The 17545-nt window shown below is 65.0% G+C and carries 19 protein-coding genes; 8 read left to right on the plus strand and 11 right to left on the minus strand.

Features of this window, described 5'->3' with window-relative positions:
• Window positions 1-27: 27 nt before the first annotated feature.
• Window positions 28-630, plus strand: a complete 603-nt coding sequence (locus A7X65_RS23810; RefSeq protein ID WP_063689524.1) for an MSMEG_1061 family FMN-dependent PPOX-type flavoprotein — start codon at window positions 28-30, stop codon at window positions 628-630.
• Window positions 631-755: 125 nt separating this feature from the next.
• Here A7X65_RS23810 and bfr read toward each other — a convergent pair whose 3' ends face one another.
• From bfr to A7X65_RS23825, 3 genes are all read right to left on the minus strand, one after another.
• A complete protein-coding gene (bfr, locus tag A7X65_RS23815; protein WP_011089420.1) occupies window positions 756-1244 on the minus strand; it encodes a bacterioferritin in 489 nt (162 codons plus the stop codon).
• 132 nt (window positions 1245-1376) lie between these two features.
• Window positions 1377-1649, minus strand: a complete 273-nt coding sequence (locus A7X65_RS23820) for a (2Fe-2S)-binding protein (protein ID WP_063689531.1) — start codon at window positions 1647-1649, stop codon at window positions 1377-1379.
• A 161-nt stretch (window positions 1650-1810) separates the two neighbouring features.
• Complete coding sequence (locus tag A7X65_RS23825; RefSeq protein WP_063689533.1) at window positions 1811-2113, minus strand: hypothetical protein; 303 nt, start codon at window positions 2111-2113, stop codon at window positions 1811-1813.
• A 137-nt stretch (window positions 2114-2250) separates the two neighbouring features.
• Between A7X65_RS23825 and A7X65_RS23830 the strand changes: the two genes are divergently transcribed.
• Both A7X65_RS23830 and A7X65_RS23835 read left to right on the plus strand, forming a co-directional pair.
• Window positions 2251-2592 (plus strand): hypothetical protein, encoded by a 342-nt coding sequence (locus A7X65_RS23830; protein ID WP_063689535.1) that lies wholly within the window; start codon window positions 2251-2253, stop codon window positions 2590-2592.
• A 253-nt stretch (window positions 2593-2845) separates the two neighbouring features.
• Complete coding sequence (locus tag A7X65_RS23835; RefSeq protein ID WP_063689537.1) at window positions 2846-3127, plus strand: hypothetical protein; 282 nt, start codon at window positions 2846-2848, stop codon at window positions 3125-3127.
• Between the two features lie 81 nt (window positions 3128-3208).
• On the opposite strand, the gene A7X65_RS23840 is transcribed toward A7X65_RS23835, so the two are convergent.
• Complete coding sequence (locus A7X65_RS23840; RefSeq protein ID WP_063689539.1) at window positions 3209-4435, minus strand: lytic murein transglycosylase; 1227 nt, start codon at window positions 4433-4435, stop codon at window positions 3209-3211.
• A 7-nt stretch (window positions 4436-4442) separates the two neighbouring features.
• Complete coding sequence (gene ettA / locus A7X65_RS23845) at window positions 4443-6092, minus strand: energy-dependent translational throttle protein EttA (RefSeq protein ID WP_063689542.1); 1650 nt, start codon at window positions 6090-6092, stop codon at window positions 4443-4445.
• Window positions 6093-6323: 231 nt separating this feature from the next.
• Here ettA and A7X65_RS23850 point away from each other — a divergent pair, with 231 nt between their 5' ends.
• Together A7X65_RS23850 and A7X65_RS23855 are read left to right on the plus strand one after the other, a co-directional pair.
• Entirely contained in the window at window positions 6324-6539 is a 216-nt protein-coding gene (locus tag A7X65_RS23850; protein WP_063689544.1) for a hypothetical protein, read from the plus strand.
• Window positions 6540-6682: 143 nt separating this feature from the next.
• Complete coding sequence (locus tag A7X65_RS23855) at window positions 6683-7645, plus strand: D-2-hydroxyacid dehydrogenase family protein (RefSeq protein ID WP_063689546.1); 963 nt, start codon at window positions 6683-6685, stop codon at window positions 7643-7645.
• A 57-nt stretch (window positions 7646-7702) separates the two neighbouring features.
• Here the strand turns inward: A7X65_RS23855 and A7X65_RS23860 are convergent, their stop codons facing one another.
• Window positions 7703-8914: a L,D-transpeptidase family protein gene (locus A7X65_RS23860; RefSeq protein WP_063689548.1), complete on the minus strand. Its 1212-nt coding sequence runs from the start codon at window positions 8912-8914 to the stop codon at window positions 7703-7705.
• A 369-nt stretch (window positions 8915-9283) separates the two neighbouring features.
• Between A7X65_RS23860 and A7X65_RS23865 the strand changes: the two genes are divergently transcribed.
• Complete coding sequence (locus A7X65_RS23865) at window positions 9284-10057, plus strand: hypothetical protein (protein WP_063689549.1); 774 nt, start codon at window positions 9284-9286, stop codon at window positions 10055-10057.
• Window positions 10058-10225: 168 nt separating this feature from the next.
• On the opposite strand, the gene sseA is transcribed toward A7X65_RS23865, so the two are convergent.
• From sseA to A7X65_RS23880, 3 genes are all read right to left on the minus strand, one after another.
• The gene (gene sseA / locus A7X65_RS23870) at window positions 10226-11086 is read right to left on the minus strand and encodes a 3-mercaptopyruvate sulfurtransferase (RefSeq protein WP_063689551.1); all 861 of its coding nucleotides are present in this window, start codon (window positions 11084-11086) and stop codon (window positions 10226-10228) included.
• A gap of 169 nt (window positions 11087-11255) precedes the next feature.
• Window positions 11256-11669 carry a rhodanese-like domain-containing protein gene (locus A7X65_RS23875; protein WP_028145610.1) on the minus strand — a complete coding sequence of 138 codons (414 nt, stop codon included), beginning with the start codon at window positions 11667-11669 and terminating at the stop codon, window positions 11256-11258.
• Between the two features lie 32 nt (window positions 11670-11701).
• Window positions 11702-12877: a vWA domain-containing protein gene (locus A7X65_RS23880; protein ID WP_063689553.1), complete on the minus strand. Its 1176-nt coding sequence runs from the start codon at window positions 12875-12877 to the stop codon at window positions 11702-11704.
• A 123-nt stretch (window positions 12878-13000) separates the two neighbouring features.
• Between A7X65_RS23880 and A7X65_RS23885 the strand changes: the two genes are divergently transcribed.
• Window positions 13001-13246 (plus strand): GlsB/YeaQ/YmgE family stress response membrane protein, encoded by a 246-nt coding sequence (locus tag A7X65_RS23885; RefSeq protein ID WP_063689556.1) that lies wholly within the window; start codon window positions 13001-13003, stop codon window positions 13244-13246.
• A gap of 105 nt (window positions 13247-13351) precedes the next feature.
• Window positions 13352-14194, plus strand: a complete 843-nt coding sequence (locus tag A7X65_RS23890) for an AAA family ATPase (RefSeq protein WP_008140272.1) — start codon at window positions 13352-13354, stop codon at window positions 14192-14194.
• Between the two features lie 1025 nt (window positions 14195-15219).
• Here the strand turns inward: A7X65_RS23890 and A7X65_RS23895 are convergent.
• Both A7X65_RS23895 and A7X65_RS23900 read right to left on the minus strand, forming a co-directional pair.
• Window positions 15220-15762 carry an REP-associated tyrosine transposase gene (locus A7X65_RS23895; RefSeq protein ID WP_063689558.1) on the minus strand — a complete coding sequence of 181 codons (543 nt, stop codon included), beginning with the start codon at window positions 15760-15762 and terminating at the stop codon, window positions 15220-15222.
• Between the two features lie 132 nt (window positions 15763-15894).
• Window positions 15895-17541 carry a GMC family oxidoreductase gene (locus A7X65_RS23900; RefSeq protein WP_063689560.1) on the minus strand — a complete coding sequence of 549 codons (1647 nt, stop codon included), beginning with the start codon at window positions 17539-17541 and terminating at the stop codon, window positions 15895-15897.
• Window positions 17542-17545 lie beyond the last annotated feature (4 nt).

The raw sequence follows: 17545 nt of genomic DNA on the forward strand, positions 1-17545 counted from the left end.
GAGAAGTCCTCAATCAGGGAGACCTTCGTGACCGATCTTTGCGCCGACGACCTCGCAACCATCTATGCCAAGCCGACCCCGCGCGTGATCGCGAAGGCACGCCCCGCAATCGACGCGCACGCGAAGAAGTTCATCGAGATGTCGCCGTTCTGCGTGCTCGCGACGTCCGGCACCGACGGCAGCGTCGATGCCTCGCCGCGCGGCGGTGGCGTCGGCTTCGTCCACGTCGCCGGCCCCAACCAGTTGCTGATGCCCGATCGCGCCGGCAACAACCGCATCGACAGTTTTCGCAATGTCGTCGAAGGCTCGGGCTTCGTGCATCTGTTGTTCTTCGTGCCCGGCATCGACGAGACACTGCGCGTCGGCGGACGCGGCACGCTGTCGGTCGATCCGGATCTGCTGGCTTCGATGGTTGAATTCGGCAAGCCGCCGCGCGCGGTGCTGAACGTCGCCGTCAGCGAAGTCTACTTCCACTGCGGGAAGGCGCTGATGCGCTCAAAACTGTGGGCGCCGGAGAAGGTGCAGCGCTCGGTGATGCCGAGCATCAGCGAGGTCATCCACGAGCAGACCGGCCTCGGCGAGCCGGAGAGCCAGCAGATCACGGAAGAGCGTTACAAGACGCAGCTGTAGGTGGGGCGCTCGCCGCCGTGGCAGCTCGTCATGCCCGGGCTTGACCCGGGCATTTACGTCTTCGTCGTGCGGAAAACGTGGATGACCGGGTCAAGCCCGGCCATGACGAATGGAGAGAGCCGGGCTCAGTGCCCCTCGCCCTCGAGCCCGCCGACGTGCTTCTGGGTGTAGAGCTCGAGGCCGATGCGGCCGATCAGGTCGAGCTGGGTCTCGAGGAAGTCGATGTGGTGCTCCTCGTCGCTCATCAGCTTCTCGAACAGGTCACGCGTGACGTAGTCCTTGACGCCGTGGCAATAGGTGGCCGCTTCCTGATAGAGCGCCCGCGCGCTCATCTCGGCCGCGAGATCGCACTCGATGATCTCCTTGACGTTCTGGCCGATGCGCAGGGGATCGAGCACCTGCATGTTCGGGAAGCCGTCGAAGAACAGGATGCGCGCGGTGAGCTTGTCGGCGTGCTCCATCTCCTCGATGGATTCCTTGCGCCAGACCTTGGCCATGTCCAGCAGGCCCCAATTGTCGAGGAAGCGGTAGTGCAGCCAGTACTGGTTGATCGCAGTCAGCTCGTGACGCAGCGCCTTGTTGAGATAGTCGATGACTTTTGCGTCGCCCTGCATGGTTCACTCCAGCTCTTGCAGTCCAAATCGGTCCTATCCGACTTTAGAATGCTTCTAAGTCAGATTAAACACTGGGGCAACCGGCTACGGGGACGCAGCCGGGGAAAAACTCAGCCGACGGTGGGGAAAGTTTCAGCAGGCCGCGAGGGCGAACTCGGCGGGCGCGGCGGTCTCGTCGTTGGCGGCCACGGTGTGGCTGTGCGGGCAGCCCGAGCAGCAGGACTTGGCGCAAGGGCCGAGCGCTTCGTCGATGATGGTCTTGATCGTGCGGGCGCAGCGGCCGCATTCGGCGCTGCAGCCGAGGCATCCGTAGACTTGCTTGGCATGGCGCACAGCGTCGTCGGACTCGGCGACGGCGGCGCGGATGTCGTCATCGCTCAGCACGTTACAGGAACAAACGATCATGGAAGCGGTAGGCCCTTCGGTGATGCGCCATCATCGATATTTAACGGGCCGTCCGGATGCAAAGGGAAAAACCGGTATTTGAAGCTATTCCAAACTGGCCGAAAAACAGCCTAGAACGGCTCTAAATCAAAGCGTTGCGCTGGATCAAGATGGGGCCGGATCTAGTCGCCGCCACCGCCTCCTCCGCCGTCGCCACCGCCTCCACAATCGCCGCCGCTGCTGCCGCTATCGCTGCTCGAACAGCTACCGCCGTCGGTCGAGTTCCCCGAGCTGTCGCTGGAGAACCAGCTGCCCAGCGAGAAGCCGTCGCCGCTGCTCCCCGAATAGCTGTCGCCGCCGCCCTCGCCACCGGCCCCTGCGCGCGAGCGGCGCTGGCTGCGGTTCTGGAGGTGGGTGATCCAGCCGTACCCGATCGCAAAGACGATCCCGACACCAATCAATGCATTGATCATCGCGTTGCCCATCCTCGCCTCCCTGGCGGAGCTGCGGTCCACAATAATTGGTCGCCCCCCGCGAAGGTGCCGTTCATTGATCATTCGAACGAAGTATGGAACTCTGCGCCCCCTAAGAGTTCCCGCGTGTTTGTACGAAAGGTCATCCGATGAAGAAGTCGCTCCTGGCAGCCGCTGCCCTCGCCATTGTGGCCCTGACGGCCGGAACGCCGGCGCAGGCCCAGCGCGGCGTCGCGGCTGGTGTCGCGGCCGGCATCATCGGCGGCGCCATTGTCGGCGGCGCGCTGGCCTCTCCGTATTATTACGGACCGGGTCCCGCCTACGGCTACGGTCCGGGTTACGGCCCCGGCTATTACCCGCCCCGCTACTACGCGCCCGGTCCCGGCTATGGCTATGCCGCTGATGACTACTATGGCGGCTGCGCCTGGCAGCGGCAGCGCTTCTGGGACGGCTATGGCTGGCGCGTCCGCCGCGTCCGAGTCTGCGGCTGAGCGCGCCGTCATCCGCTTCATTTGAGTCGCTTCGCCGCAAGCAGTTGCTTGGGCCGGTGCACTACGGGGGCGCCGTTCATCTCGGGGCCCGAAAAAGACCGCTTTTTCTCGTCACAGCTCCGTGTGCGTTTACCGTGGATTGACCATTTGCGCGCTTCCTAGCCGCAAGGACAATTCCATCAGAGTGTGCGTGAACCTTTGAAACCCGGGCGCCTCTAACAAGAGGAACCCATCTCCCAGGAGAGCCAAGAGCATGAAGAAGACTATCGTTGCCGCCCTCACGGTTGCGACGGTTGCCGGTTCGCTGGTGACCGCCACCCCGTCTGCAAAGGCCCATGACGGCGTCGGCGCCGGCATCGCAGCCGGCCTGATCGGCGGCGCCATCGTCGGCGGCGCAATCGCCTCGAGCCGTCCCGCCTATGGCGGCCCCGTTTACGTTGCCGAGCCCCCGCCGCCCGCGCCCTGCTACTGGCGCCGTGAGCGCTATTGGGACGGCTACGGCTGGGTCAGCCGCCCGGTTCGCGTCTGCTACTGATCTGATCGCACGGCGCCCCTCGGCGCCACGATCGAAGCCCGGCCGATACTCTCGGCCGGGCTTTTTCTTTTGTGGAGGGCCTTAACGCGCGGCCTGGATCGAGCGCAGCACGTCCTCGCTCGGCCAGCAATCGACCTTCAGGCCAGCCGACTTCTGATAAGCGCCGAGCGCGGCACGCGTCTGCATGCCCGCCTTGCCGTCGATCTTGTCCTTGTAGAGCCCGACGCGCGTGAGCCCGCGCTGCATGGTCTCGACGTCTTTCGTGCGCAGCTGCTTCGAAGCCGCCCACGATGTCGCGAACGGCAGCGGGCTCGTCATGCGGTCGCTGAGATGACCGACGAACAGCACATAGAGGTCGGAGAAATTGTATTCCTTGATGACGAAGTAGTTCTTCGTCGTCAGGAACGACGGACCGTAGATGCCTTCCGGCTGCAACAGCGAGGCCGGCTGGGCCTGTTCAGCGGCGCTGAGCTTCTGCCCGCGCACCGGCACAAAGCCTTCGCGCAGCCACTGGCTGATCGGCTTGGTCACCTCCGGCACGCCTGTAGTGCAATCGACTTTCGCAGGCGCCTGCACCTCGTAGGCCCAGCGCACGCCGCTCTGCCAGCCCTTGTTGACGAGCTGCTGCGCGGCCGAGGCCAGCGCATCCGGCACCGAGTGCCAGATGTCGATGCGGCCGTCGCGGTCGAAATCGACGCCGTGCTTGTAATATTCGGACGGCAGGAACTGCGTGAGGCCCGTGGCGCCGGCCCAGGACGAGCGCATGTCCTTGCGCGTCACCACGCCCTCGCCGAGGATCTTCAGCGAGAGGATGAACTCGTTGCGATACTGGTCCTTGCGGCGGCCGACATAGGCCTGCGTCGCCAGCACGCGCACGAGGTCATAGGGAAGCGTGTAGCGGCCATAGTCGGTCTCGCGGCCCCAGATTGCGAGCATGACGGTCGCGGGCACGCCGGAGCTCTTCTCGATCTCGGTCAGCGCAGGGCGATACTTTTGCAGCAGGCGCTGCCCCTCGCCCGCGAGCCGCGCGATCGAGGCTTCCTTGACGTAGTCCGCCGGCACCTGCACGAACTCGGCCTGCGACGGCGCGCCAGTCGCGGGTCGTCCCGGCAGGATCAGATCGGGCAATTTGTAGTCGGGCTCGAGCCCGCGCGTTTCCCGGTCGAACGTCGCGCGCGAGACGCCGGCCTCTTGCGCCTCAGGCCAGAGCGAGGCGATGAACTGCGTGAAGGCCGCATCAGTGGCACGGGCGGACGACCAGCCGCAGGTGACCGCGATCACCGCAGCGATGAGCGCCCGCCGCATCATGCCGCCGTCACCGCGTCAGCTTCTTGTACTTCACGCGATGCGGAATGATGCTGTCCTGGCCGAGCCGGCGCATCTTGTCCTTCTCGTAGTCCTGGAAGTTGCCTTCGAACCATTCGACGTGGCTGTCGCCTTCGAAGGCCAGGATGTGGGTCGCGATGCGGTCGAGGAACCAGCGATCGTGGCTGATGATGACGGCGCAGCCGGCGAAATCCTCCAGTGCCTCTTCGAGCGCGCGCAGCGTGTCGACGTCGAGGTCGTTGGTCGGTTCGTCGAGCAGCAGGACGTTGGCGCCGGACTTCAGCATCTTGGCGAGGTGCACGCGGTTGCGTTCACCGCCCGAGAGCGCACCGACCTTCTTCTGCTGGTCGGCGCCCTTGAAGTTGAACGACGAGCAGTAGCCGCGCGAATTCACTTCCTTCTTGCCGAGCAGGATCAGCTCGTTGCCGCCGGAGATTTCCTCCCACACATTCTTGTTGCCGTCGAGCGCGTCGCGCGACTGGTCGACATAGCCGAGATGCACGGTTTCGCCGACCGTGATCGTGCCCTTGTCCGGCGTTTCCTGCTTGGTGATCATCTTGAACAGCGTGGTCTTGCCGGCGCCGTTGGCACCGATCACGCCGACGATGCCGCCGGGCGGCAGCTTGAAGGTGAGATCGTCGATCAGCAAGCGATCGCCATAGCCTTTGCTGAGCGCTTCGAAATCGACCACGTTGGCACCGAGCCGCTCGGCGACGGGGATGATGATCTGTGCCGTCTGGGTCTGCTTCTCGCTCGCCTGCTTGAGCAGCTCCTCGTAGCGCTGGTAGCGCGCCTTCGACTTGGCCTGGCGTGCCTTCGGCGAGGACGCGACCCATTCCTGCTCGCGGGCAATCGTCTTCTGATGCGCGGCGTCCTCGCGCCCCTCCTGCTCGAGGCGCTTCTGCTTCTGCACCAGCCAGGACGAGTAGTTGCCCTCGTAGGGAATGCCCTTGCCGCGGTCGAGCTCGAGAATCCAGCTCGTGACGTTGTCGAGGAAGTAGCGATCGTGGGTGACGATCAGGATCGCGCCGGGATAGGTGCGCAGATGGCCTTCCAGCCACGACACCGACTCGGCATCGAGATGGTTGGTCGGCTCGTCCAGCAGCAGCAGTTCGGGCTGGTCGAGCAGCAGCCGGCACAGCGCGACGCGGCGGCGCTCACCGCCGGAGAGTTTCGTGACGTCGGCATCGTCGGGCGGACAGCGCAGCGCGTCCATGGCCTGGTCGACCTTGCTGTCGAGATCCCAGAGGCCCTGGGCCTCGATCTCGTCCTGCAGCTTGGTCATCTCGTCGGCGGTTTCCTCGGAATAGTTCATCGCCAGCTCGTTGTAGCGATCGAGGATGGCCTTCTGCTTGGCGACGCCCAGCATGACGTTCTCGCGCACGGAGAGCGCCGGATCGAGATGCGGTTCCTGCTCGAGATAGCCGACGCGGGCGCCCTGGGCGACCCAGGCCTCGCCGTTGTACTCCTTGTCGAGGCCCGCCATGATCTTGAGCAGCGTCGACTTGCCCGAGCCGTTGACGCCGAGCACGCCGATCTTGGCGTCCGGGTAGAAGCTCAAATGGATGTTATCGAGCACCTTCCGGGTCGGGTAGCTCTTGGTCAGGCCCTGCATGAAATAGATGAACTGGCGCGCCATCGGTCCCGAATACCTTCGATTTGAGGAGATTTGCTTGCCGCCGATGTAACGATCCCGCCCCCAAAGGGCAACGTTTTCCCTCCGTTCACCACGGATGAATACGGGACGGACACCATCCGGACCCCAATCCGGACAATTGAAACTATCTTTTAATAAATCAGGCCAAAGCTCGGTTTCGCGCGGAAACAGCGCCACCCGCTCAGAATGAACGGGAGCACAGCGAGGCCGACCATGGCTCTGATCGAGACCCACTCATTTCCCGTTCCGGCCGACGCCGGGAACGCGTCCGGACTCGTGTCGGAGATCAAGGGCTTCTGGAAGCGCTTCTTCGCGACTGCCTTCAACCCCTATCGGCCCGAGCTGCACTACATGCGCGGCCCCGGCCCCGCCTGGCGCGCCAAGCATGGCATGGATGCGCCGATCCGGCTGAAGCCCCGCGACCTCTAAGCGGCTCCCTGCTATCGCATTTTTGAAGACACCAGCTGCTTGCGCGCGAGGCTGATTGCGCGCAACCATGGCCAGGTTCCGACGATGGCGCACCGCCTCGCGCCGTCATTCTCGCCATCAACCCTGGTCCTGGAAGAACGCTGATGAGCCGGCTGCGCTGCGCAATTCTCGACGACTATTTCAACCTCGCCCTCGACGTCGCCGACTGGCCGAAACTGTCGGACCGTGTCGATGTCACCGTGTTCAGCCATCCCTTCGCCTCGGAAGCCGCCGCGGCGAGCGCACTGGCCGATTTCGAGATCATCTGCGCGATGCGCGAGCGCACGGCGTTCCCCAAGAGCCTGTTCGACAAGCTGCCCAAGCTGAAGCTGCTGCTGACCTCCGGCATGCGCAACGCGTCGATCGACATGGAAGCTGCGAAGGGACGCGGTGTCGTCATCGGCGGCACGCAATATACGCGCGATCCCACGGCGCCGCTGACCATGGGCCTGATCCTGGAACTGACCCGGGGCATCGGCCGCGAGAATGCGCGCATGCATGCCGGCGAGCCCTGGCAGACCTTTGCCGGCGTCGAGATCGAGGGAATGACGCTCGGCGTCATCGGGCTCGGCAAGCTCGGCACCAAGATGGCAGGCATCGCCAAGGCGTTCGGCATGAACGTGATCGCCTGGAGCCCGAACCTCACGCCGGAGAAGTGCGCGGCCGCCGGCGTCGGCTACGCCACCAAGGAGGAGCTGTTCGCCAAGGCCGACATTGTCACCATCCATGTCGTGCTGAGCGACCGCTCGCGCGGTCTCGTGGGCCGTGCGGACCTCGCACGGATGAAGCCGACCGCCTTCCTCGTCAACACCGCGCGCGGGCCGATCGTGGACGAACAGGCCCTGCTCGAAGCGTTGCAGCAGAAGAAGATCGCGGGCGCCGGCATCGACGTGTTCGCGGTCGAGCCGCTGCCGGTCGACCATCCCTTCCGCAAGCTCGACAATCTCGTGCTGACGCCGCATCTCGGCTACGCCACCGAGGACGGCTTGCGCATCCATTACGGCCAGATGGTCGATTCAATCGACGCCTTTACCAAGGGCGGCGAGCTGCCGCGCAAGCTGGCCTGAAAACGAAAAGGGCGTGCCGACGGCACGCCCTTCGCAATTTGATCTGGCTCGAAGCCCTTAGCGCACGGTGACCGGCGCGGGCAGCGGCGGCACCACCGTCGGCTGGGTGCCCGGAACGGGGCCGGCCTGGGCGGCCATCGGAGCCGGACCAGCAGCAGCAGGACCGGGCACCGGCGCAGCCGAGGCGGTCGCCGTTCCCGGCGGCGGGCCGCCCGGCATCACCACGACGCGGGTGCCGACCTTGACGCGGTCGAACAGGTCCGAGACGTCCTCGTTCAGCATGCCGATACAGCCCGACGACACGAACTTGCCGATGGTCGAAGGCTGGTTGGTGCCGTGGATGCGGTAGACGGTCGAGCCGAGATACATCGCACGGGCGCCGAGCGGATTGCCGGGGCCACCGGCCATGAAGCGCGGCAGATAGGGCTGGCGCTCGATCATCTCCGTCGGCGGATGCCAATCCGGCCACTCCGCCTTGCGGGTGATCTTCTGCACACCGGTCCAGGTGAAGCCGTCACGGCCGACGCGGACGCCGTAGCGGATCGCGCGGCCGCCGCCGAGGACGTAATAGAGGTAGGTGTTGGGGGTATCGACCACGAGCGTGCCGGCCGGCTCCTTGGTCTGGAAGGAGACTTCCTGGCGGCGCAGGTTCGGCGCGAGTTGCGCCGGGGCCGCATCAGGCTGCTCCTCGGGCGGCAGCGAGGCAACCGTCATCGGCCGGCCATCGGCGCCGACGGGCGGCTGTCCAGCCTGGACCGTACCGGTCGCGGCGGGACCACCGACGGCCTCCGGCGGACGCAGACCGTCACTGGCCGGAGCCTGTCCCTGCTGACCCGGACGATTGGCGTAGATCACCGGCGGCGGGCCGGCGGGGCGGCCGTAGCGGGGATCATCGGGCGACATCACCGGCCCCTGCGACGGGGCGGCGGAGTAGACCGGCGGAGCGCCTGCGGGGCGGCCATAACGGGGATCATCCGGCGACATCACCGGCCCCTGCGGCGGGGCGGCGGAATAGACCGGGGGCGCGCCGGCCGGGCGGCCGTAGCGCGGATCGTCGACGGGACCGGGCGGCGGCAGCGCGGCCTGCGGCATCGCGTCGTCGTCATCTTCCAGCGCGTCGAAATTCGGCGTGCGATCACCGGGGCGGTATTCGGCCGGGGCGCCATAGCTCGGCACCTGCTGGACCGGATAGCTCTGCGCCTGTGCGAGCGAGGTTCCCGCCGCAGCGACTGTTGCGGCAGCGCATATCGTCAGAAAATGTTTGATCATCATCGCTCTTATATAGCCCCGGGGCCCCGTCCGGACCGTTAACGGCCAGATGGCCGAAGATAGCGGCACATTCAAGACATATCGGGCTTATTTGCGCCGGATTGGCCGATTTGTGATCCGCAAGACTACCGTTGCCCCGTTGCATCACGGGACGGAAATCGCATCGTGCCCCCAATTGCCGGAGCTTCGGCCCCGATTTTTAGGGAATGACGCTGAATCGTTGCGATATGTTCGAATCAGCCTGATTCGCCGCCGCGTTGAGCTCCGATTCCCGCGTGGCGAACGCGGCAAGCTGTACCGTCACCGCGTTCAGATGGCTCTTGGGCCCTGGCCTCCACACCGCCGGGGCGGAAATTCGTAACCCGTCCGATGCTTCCCGGCTTTCGCTTCCTGTTTGCCGCGATCGTGCTGTCTACCTCCATCCTGGTGTTCGGCCTGGGCGCCGCAGCGCTGCTGCGGGCGACGCACGAGCAGTATGTCAGCGCCCCTTACTGGCGGAACGGCCCGCGGGAGCAGGTGTTCGCGCAAGCCTCCGAGCCGGCCCAGCCAGTGCTCGCGGTCTTGCGCGCCGAGCCTGATATCGCCGAGCCCGCGCCGAACCTGCGCGACCAGGTGCCGACCATCGGACTGCCGGCGAGCGGGCCTGACCAGGTCGCCGCGCTGACCACCGAGGCCGACGCTCAGCCGCAGGTCACCGAAGCCCCGGCTGACGCTTCGTCCGCCGAACCGGCCAAGACTGAGGCCAGCAGGGCTGAGGCCACCGCGACCGACGCGACGGTGGAAGCCGTAGCGCCTAGCGATACGCTCACCCCGGCCGACACCACGGCGTCGATCGATGCGAAGCCAGCCGCGACCACCAGCGAACCGGCCCCGGCCGGCGCCGATGTCTCCCTCGCTACCGCCGCACTCGACGTCGCCGCGGCCAGGCTGGCGGCGCTGAATGCGCCCGCCACCACGACCGCCAAGGATGCGCCGCCGAAGGCCAAGGCGGACAGCAGCAAGGCCGACGACAAGGCGGCCAAGAAGGCAAAGGCGAAGAAGCGGCACCGCGTGGTACGCCGTCCGCCGCCTCAGCAGTTGCAGCAGCAGCTCGATCCGTTCGGACAGCCGCAGACATTTGCGACGACCGCGCGGGCGCGGTGATCTTTCTTCACCTCTCCCCGCTTGCGGCCGGGCAATCGTTCACAGCAGGTCGTCATGCCCGGGCTTGTCCCGGGCATCCACGTTCTTCGTACCGCGCGCCAAGACGTGGATGGCCGGGACAAGCCCGGCCATGACGTTGTGGAGGCCGTAACGCCTCCAATGTTCATCTCACGCCGGGCCCGTCGCGATCGGCGGGCCTTTTTCCTGGCCCCATTCCGACCACGAGCCGTCGTAGAGCGCGGTGTCGGTGACGCCCAGGCGATACAGCGCGAGCGTCAGCACGCCGGCGGAGACGCCGGAGCCGCAACTCGTCACGATCGGGGCATCGAGCTTGACGCCGGCGCCGGTGAAGGCGGCGCGCAGATCCTGGAGCGGCTTCATCTCGCCGGTCGCGGCATCGAACAGCTGGTTGTAGGGCACGTTGCGCGCGCCGGGGATGTGACCGGAGCGGATGCCCGCCCGCGGCTCGGGCGCGCGACCCTCGAAACGGTCGGCGGCGCGCGCGTCGATCACCTGCTCGGCGCGGGTTTCGACGTTGGCGACGAGCTGCTGCATGCTGCGCACGCGTTTGGCATCGTAGCTCGCCCTAAAGGTCGCCGGCTTCGGCTTCACCTCGCCGCTCTCGGTCGCGCGCCCCTCGGCACGCCACTTCTTCAGGCCGCCATTGAGGATGCGCACATTGGCGTGGCCGAAAGCCAGGAACATCCACCATGCGCGGGGAGCAGCGACCCAGCCGCCGGCATCGTAGAGCACGACGGTGTCGGCGTTGGAGATGCCGAGATTGCCGATGTCGCGGCCGAACTGCTCGGCGCTCGGATACATGTGCGGCAGCGGGTTGGAATGATCCGACACCGCATCGACGTCGAAGAACGCCGCGCCCGGCAGATGCGCGGCGAGATAGTCGTCCTTCGGCAGCGGCAGCACGCCCGGCAGCTTGAAGCTGGCGTCGAGCACCTTGACGTTGGCGTCGTTGATGTGGGCGGCGAGCCATTCGGTGGAGACGAGAGGGTCGGTGGCGGTGTCAGTCATTGATGTACTCTCTGGCGGCTTTCTCAGTCGTCATGCCCGGGCTTGTCCCGGGCATCCACGTCCGTCGGCCTGCGGGTCAGAACGTGGATGGCCGGGACATCTAGCGCGAAGGCGCGCTTCGCGCTTTTGCCCGGCCATGACGGAGTGTGTGGTAGGCGCGGTATTCGCCTCACCCCTTCTTCTTCGGCTCCCACGCTTCCGTCGGGCCGCCGGCGTCGCGCCAGGCGGCATAGCCGCCGGCGATGTGGGCGACGGGCTTGAGGCCCATGTCCTGCGCGGTCTTGGCCGCGAGCGCGGAGCGCAGGCCCCCGGCGCAATGGAAGACGAACTTCTTGTCCTCCTGGAAGACCGGTTTCGCGTAGGGGCTCTGCGGATCGATCCAGAATTCGAGCATGCCGCGGGTGCAGGCGAAGGCGCCGGGGATGCGGCCGTCGCGCTCGATCTCGCGGGGATCGCGGATGTCGACGATGACGACGTCGCCGTTCTTGGAGATCTCGATCGCGTCCTTGGCGTTAAGCGTCTCGATCTCGGCATTGGCCTCGTCGATCAGCGCCTTGATGCCGCGGGTGATGTTTTGGGGCATGTGTTTCTCCCTCTTGTCGGCCGCGCTCGCAGCTAGTGCGTCAATTCCTTCATCGCAGCTTCGAGACCCTCGATCGTGATCGGGTACATGCGGTTGGTGAAGATGCGCTTGATGATGGTGGTCGATTCCGAATAGTCCCAGTGCTTCTGCTGCACCGGGTTCAGCCACACCGCATGCGGATAGGTGTGGATGATGCGGTCGAGCCAGATCGAGCCGGGCTCCTCGTTGACGTGCTCGACCGAGCCGCCGGGCACCATGATCTCGTAAGGCGACATCGAGGCGTCGCCGACGAACACGACCTTGTAGTCGTGCGGGTATTTGTGCAGCACGTCCCAGGTCGGCGTGCGGTCGGTGAAGCGGCGCTTGTTCTGCTTCCACACGCCTTCATAGAGGCAGTTGTGGAAGTAGAAATACTCCATGTGCTTGAACTCGCTCTTCGCCGCCGAGAACAGCTCTTCGACCTGCTCGATATGCGCGTCCATCGAGCCGCCGATGTCGAAGAACACCAGCAGCTTCACCGCATTGCGCCGTTCGGGGCGCATGTGCACGTCGAGATAGCCGTGATTGGCGGTCTCGCGGATGGTGGTGTCGAGATCGAGCTCGTCCGGCGCGCCGGTGCGCGCGAACTTGCGCAGGCGGCGCAGCGCCACCTTGATGTTGCGGATGCCGAGCTCGACATTGCCGTCGAGATCCTTGAACTCGCGCTTGTCCCACACCTTCACGGCGCGGTTGTTGCGGTTCTTCTCCTGGCCGATGCGCACGCCCTCGGGATTGTAGCCGTGGGCGCCGAACGGCGAGGTGCCGGCCGTGCCGATCCATTTCGAGCCGCCCTGGTGCCGCCCCTTCTGCTCCTCGAGGCGCTTCTTCAGGGTCTCCATGAGCTTGTCCCAGCCCATGGCCTCGATCTGCTTCTTCTCTTCCTCGGTGAGGTACTTCTCGGCGAGCTTCTTCAGCCACTCCTCGGGGATCTCCGCCTTCTCCATGGCGTCGAGCAGGCTTTCCAGCCCCTTGAACACCGAGCCGAAGACGCGGTCGAACTTGTCGAGATTGCGCTCGTCCTTCACCAGCGAGGCGCGCGACAGATAGTAGAAGTTCTCGACCGTATAGTCCGCAAGGTCAGCGTCGAGCGCCTCCATCAGCGTGAGGTATTCGCGCAGCGTCACGGGGACCTGCGCATCGCGCAGAGAGGTGAAGAATTGCAGGAACATGGGTGACAGATTGCCCGTCGGCCGGCGAACGTCAAGAGGCGGAGCCCGGCGCTCTGCGCTGGACCGGGAGGCTTTTTGCACTAGAATTGGGGGCCTCACGGGGTTGTTTTGGGGACGTTTGCAATGGGAATTCTCGCAGCACTCATCATCGGCGCGATCGCCGGCTGGCTTGCCGGCAAGATTGTCCATGGGGCGGGATTTGGGCTGATCGGCAACATCGTCGTCGGCATCATCGGCGCGCTGGTCGCAAGCTGGGTGCTGCCGCAGCTGCATATCGCACTGGCCACCGGCACGGTCGGCTCCATCGTGGATTCCACGATCGGCGCGGTGATTGTGCTGGTCATCCTTTCGCTGATAAGACGGGTCTGAAAGCCTGACCGAACCAGGAACGGCCGCCAAGCGCGGCCGTTCCCATGTCGCGACCGGGCCATGACATTGGCAAATGCCCGGGATGACGACCAACAAGGACGCGCAATGAAATTTACCGGCACCAAGGATTATGTTGCGACCGACGATCTCAAGGTCGCCGTCAACGCCTCGATCGTGCTCGAGCGCCCGCTCCTCATCAAGGGCGAGCCCGGCACCGGCAAGACCGTGCTGGCCGAGGAAGTGGCGAAGGCGCTGAACGCGCCGCTGCTGACCTGGCACATCAAGTCCACCACCAAGGCGCAGCAGGGCCTCTACGAATACGACGCGGTGTCGCGCCTGCGCGACAGCCAGCTCGGCGATGCCCGCGTGTCCGACATCAAGAACTACATCAAGCGCGGCAAGCTGTGGGAAGCCTTCACCGCCGAGCAGCGCCCGGTGCTGCTGATCGACGAGATCGACAAGGCCGACATCGAATTCCCCAACGACCTCTTGCTCGAGCTCGACCGCATGGAATTCCATGTCTACGAGACCGGCGAGACGATCAAGGCCAAGCAGCGCCCGATCATGATGATCACCTCCAACAACGAGAAGGAGCTGCCCGACGCGTTCCTGCGCCGCTGCTTCTTCCACTACATCAAGTTCCCCGATGCCGACACGATGGGCCGCATCGTCGACGTCCACTTCCCCGGCATCAAGAAGCGCCTCGTGGAAGAAGCGCTGCGCATCTTCTTCGAGGTGCGCGAGGTCCCGGGGCTGAAGAAGAAGCCGTCCACCTCGGAGCTGCTCGACTGGCTGAAGCTGCTGCTCAACGAAGACATGAGCGTCGAGCAGCTGCGCGAACGCGACCCGCGCAAACTGATCCCGCCGCTGCACGGCGCGCTGCTCAAGAACGAGCAGGACGTGCATCTGTTCGAGCGGCTGGCGTTCCTGAGCCGGCGGGAAGTGTGAGAGGATGGACTTGTAGGATGGGTAGAGCGTAGCGAAACCCATCATCAGGCTCCTTCCGGGAAGAGTGAGCGATGGGTTTCGCTTCGCTCTACCCATCCTACGGACTGCGGCTATATGGGCCCCGGCTCTGCAGCGCACCGCAAGAGCGCTGCGCTGCGTCCGGGGCACGAGTGCGGAGTTTGGCGCACACTCTCTCCTCCTCGTCATTGCGAACGCAGCGAAGCAATCCAGAATGTCCCCGCGGTGGCAGACTGGATTGCTTCGTCGCAAGGGCTCCTCGCAATGACGGAGCGAGCGACTTCACCGCCCCCTCCAACTCACATCTCAATCGCAGACACACCTTCGCATCCTCGCGGCCCACTTCGCCCGAGCTTTGCTTGCATTCCGCCTCCCTCTTCAAACAGAGGGCGCAGGGAAGGCCGGGCGCCGGCTGGCACCCACGGTCCGCTGTGCGCATGTAGCGCAAAAGAACTGCACAGCGGCATACAGGTGAAGCCCAACACACGGCCTTCCCTGCGCGATGGTCGGACGGCTTATGCCGTGCTCTCCCGGGAGCCGAACTTTCCCTCTGGCCTCCCTCGCCCCGCGAATTGACGATGCCGTCTGCCCGGTCGGGCTCGCGCACATCTCCGCGAAAGGCTTGACCGTAGCAACGACGGCCAGGACCACACGGTTTTGCCGTACGCGTTCAGCGCCGTCCGTCTACACGCGGTTTCGGGCTCACAGGGACTACCCGCCCTGCCCGCCACCTCTCGTGCCGACGCTGCCGCGTCCACCGCAACCCGGCCCGCGTTTCGAACGATTCGCGAACCGCCCCTCTTCGCTGGGCCGGGCTGCCGCGACTTATGCCGCAATTCCGAATTTCGGTAAAGTGGAATATTTTCTCAAAAAGGGATTGACGGGTGGCGGGTGTTTTGCCCGACGGGCAGTTCGTAGGATGGGTAGAGCGTAGCGAAACCCATCATCGTGCAGCGGGTGCCGAAGCGCGATGGGTTTCGCTTCGCTCTACCCATCCTACGGCTGCATCAACTCCGCTCTCCAAATTTGGCACTATCGTCGTAGCGCGATAGATCACCAGCCCAATCAGCCGGATAGGTACCTAGTTCGACATGGCGATGGAACGATGACGGAGCCCAATCCCGAACTCGATTGACCAAGCCGTGCTTCACGGGATTGATGTGCACATAGTCGACGTGTCGAGCGTAGTCTTCATCGTCCCGAATGGTGTGCTCCCAATAACGGCGCTGCCAGATGCCACGCTCGGCCTTGCCTGCGCGACTTGCAGAGATCGGTTCCTCGGTCGCAAGGCTACGTGAGAACGCCGCCTTGATCTGCCGCCAGCGCATTGCAAAATCAGCATCTCCGTCGGGCATCGTCCAAACAGTGTGAAGATGCTCCGGCAGCACCACGATCGCATCGATCGTGAACGGATGCCGCTGACGTATTTCGCGAAATGCCGCGCGCAACAGGTCAATGTTCGCCGTCAAGAGCGACTGACGACGGTCGGCGAGGTTGACGGTGAAGAAGAAGCTTCCGCCAGCAGTGAAGTTGCGCCGATAGGAGGTCATGCCTCATGGTAGCACAACTTAAGATAGACGTCGAAGTCTTGTAGGATGGGTAGAGCGTAGCGAAACCCATCCTGCTTCGCGAACGTTGCACGATGATGGGTTTCGCTTCGCTCTACCCATCCTACGAAGCTGTCACGCCACGGCTGCGTCCGGAATGCGCGCGGCTTCCATCGGGGCCTTGCCGCGGATGAGGTCCGAGGCGCGGTCGGCGATCATCATGGTCGAAGCGTTCAGGTTCGCCGAGATCATGCGCGGCATCACCGAGGCGTCGATGACGCGGAGGCCTTCGAGGCCGTGGACGCGGAGCTGGTCGTCGACGACGGCCCAATTCGAATCCGCCGGGCCCATGCGGCAGGTGCAGCCGGGGTGGAAGGTGGTGGTGCCACGCTCCGTTGCCGCATGCAGGAATTCGTCGTCGGTGTTGACGTTGGGGCCGGGGAAATCCTCGTAGGCGTAATAGGGCGAGAGCGGCGCGCTCTTCAGCAGGTTGCGCGCGAGCTTCATGCCGCCGACGATGACGCGGCGGTCGAGCTCGGCGTCCAGATAATTGGTCTGGATGATCGGCGGCGCGAACGGATCATTGGAGCGGATGCGGACATAGCCGCGGCTCTCGGGGCGCTGCTGCCAGGACGCCACCGTCATGCCGGGCTCGTCCTCGAGCTGGCCCTGCACGCCTTCCTTGTAGGACGCCGGCGTGAAGGTGAGCTGGAGATCGGACGAGTCGGCGCTCTCGCCGGAATGCCAGAAGCAATAGACCATGGTCGGCGACAGCGACAGCAGGCCCTTGCGCGCGGTCGCCCATTTCAGCGCCTCGATCCACAGCGAGAAGCCGCGGCGAAGCTCGTTGATGGTCTTGATGTCCTTGACCCGCGCCACCGTGCGCGGCGCGTAATGGTCCTGCAGGCCTTCGCCGACCGGCAGCGCGTGACGCACCGCGATGCCGTGTTGCTGCAACAGGTCGGGCGAGCCGACGCCGGAGAGCTGGAGCAGCTGCGGCGAATTATAGGTGCCGCCGGAGAGGATCACTTCCTTGTTGGCGCGCACCTCCACCGGCGTGCCGCCGCGGCCGCCCTTGGTGTAGCGCACGCCGACGGCGCGCTTGCCTTCGAAGATGATCTCGGTCGCGTGCGCATGGGTGTGCACATGCACGTTGGGCCGCTTCATCGCCGGCTTGAGGAACGCGGTCGAGCCGGAGACGCGCAGGCCGTTGTTGATGGTGCGCTGGCAGTAGGAGACGCCTTCCTGCGTCTTGCCGTTGTAGTCGGGGTTGCGGGGAATGCCGAGCGAGACCGCGCCTTCCATGAAGGCCTCGCAGAGCGGATCGCGCCAGTCCATGGTGGTCACGGTGAGGTTGCCGTCGCGGCCGCGGAAGGTGCTGTCACCCTCGCCGACCCGCTTCTCCAGCCGCTTGAAGTAGGGCAGCACGTCGGCATAACCCCAGCCGCGATTGCCCATCTGCGCCCAGGTGTCGAAATCCATGCGCTGGCCGCGGTTGTAGATGTGGCCGTTGATCGAGGACGAGCCGCCCAGCGTCTTGCCGCGCGGGGCGTAGATGCTGCGCCCGTTGGTGTAGGGCCCGGGCTCCTGCTGGTAGGCCCAGTTGATGCTCTTCATATGGAAGGTCTTGATGAAACCCGCCGGCAGGTGAATGTAGGGATGCCAGTCGCTGGGGCCCGCCTCGAGCACGCAGACGCTGACATTCGGATCTTCGCTGAGCCGGCTGGTGAGGATGCAACCGGCAGAGCCCGCGCCGATGATCACATAATCAAATCTGTCCATGGTG

Source organism: Bradyrhizobium stylosanthis (assembly GCF_001641335.1).
Classification (GTDB): domain Bacteria; phylum Pseudomonadota; class Alphaproteobacteria; order Rhizobiales; family Xanthobacteraceae; genus Bradyrhizobium; species Bradyrhizobium stylosanthis.

Coding starts and splice junctions, on each gene's coding strand:
- ettA (WP_063689542.1), bottom strand. CDS start 6,092: ATGGCGCGCCAGTTCATCTATTTCATGCAGGGCCTGACCAAGAGCTAC.
- A7X65_RS23830 (WP_063689535.1), top strand. CDS start 2,251: ATGAAGAAGTCGCTCCTGGCAGCCGCTGCCCTCGCCATTGTGGCCCTG.
- A7X65_RS23855 (WP_063689546.1), top strand. CDS start 6,683: ATGAGCCGGCTGCGCTGCGCAATTCTCGACGACTATTTCAACCTCGCC.
- A7X65_RS23820 (WP_063689531.1), bottom strand. CDS start 1,649: ATGATCGTTTGTTCCTGTAACGTGCTGAGCGATGACGACATCCGCGCC.
- A7X65_RS23890 (WP_008140272.1), top strand. CDS start 13,352: ATGAAATTTACCGGCACCAAGGATTATGTTGCGACCGACGATCTCAAG.
- A7X65_RS23850 (WP_063689544.1), top strand. CDS start 6,324: ATGGCTCTGATCGAGACCCACTCATTTCCCGTTCCGGCCGACGCCGGG.
- sseA (WP_063689551.1), bottom strand. CDS start 11,086: ATGACTGACACCGCCACCGACCCTCTCGTCTCCACCGAATGGCTCGCC.
- A7X65_RS23835 (WP_063689537.1), top strand. CDS start 2,846: ATGAAGAAGACTATCGTTGCCGCCCTCACGGTTGCGACGGTTGCCGGT.
- A7X65_RS23825 (WP_063689533.1), bottom strand. CDS start 2,113: ATGGGCAACGCGATGATCAATGCATTGATTGGTGTCGGGATCGTCTTT.
- bfr (WP_011089420.1), bottom strand. CDS start 1,244: ATGCAGGGCGACGCAAAAGTCATCGACTATCTCAACAAGGCGCTGCGT.
- A7X65_RS23875 (WP_028145610.1), bottom strand. CDS start 11,669: ATGCCCCAAAACATCACCCGCGGCATCAAGGCGCTGATCGACGAGGCC.
- A7X65_RS23895 (WP_063689558.1), bottom strand. CDS start 15,762: ATGACCTCCTATCGGCGCAACTTCACTGCTGGCGGAAGCTTCTTCTTC.
- A7X65_RS23860 (WP_063689548.1), bottom strand. CDS start 8,914: ATGATCAAACATTTTCTGACGATATGCGCTGCCGCAACAGTCGCTGCG.
- A7X65_RS23885 (WP_063689556.1), top strand. CDS start 13,001: ATGGGAATTCTCGCAGCACTCATCATCGGCGCGATCGCCGGCTGGCTT.
- A7X65_RS23880 (WP_063689553.1), bottom strand. CDS start 12,877: ATGTTCCTGCAATTCTTCACCTCTCTGCGCGATGCGCAGGTCCCCGTG.
- A7X65_RS23865 (WP_063689549.1), top strand. CDS start 9,284: ATGCTTCCCGGCTTTCGCTTCCTGTTTGCCGCGATCGTGCTGTCTACC.
- A7X65_RS23900 (WP_063689560.1), bottom strand. CDS start 17,541: ATGGACAGATTTGATTATGTGATCATCGGCGCGGGCTCTGCCGGTTGC.
- A7X65_RS23840 (WP_063689539.1), bottom strand. CDS start 4,435: ATGATGCGGCGGGCGCTCATCGCTGCGGTGATCGCGGTCACCTGCGGC.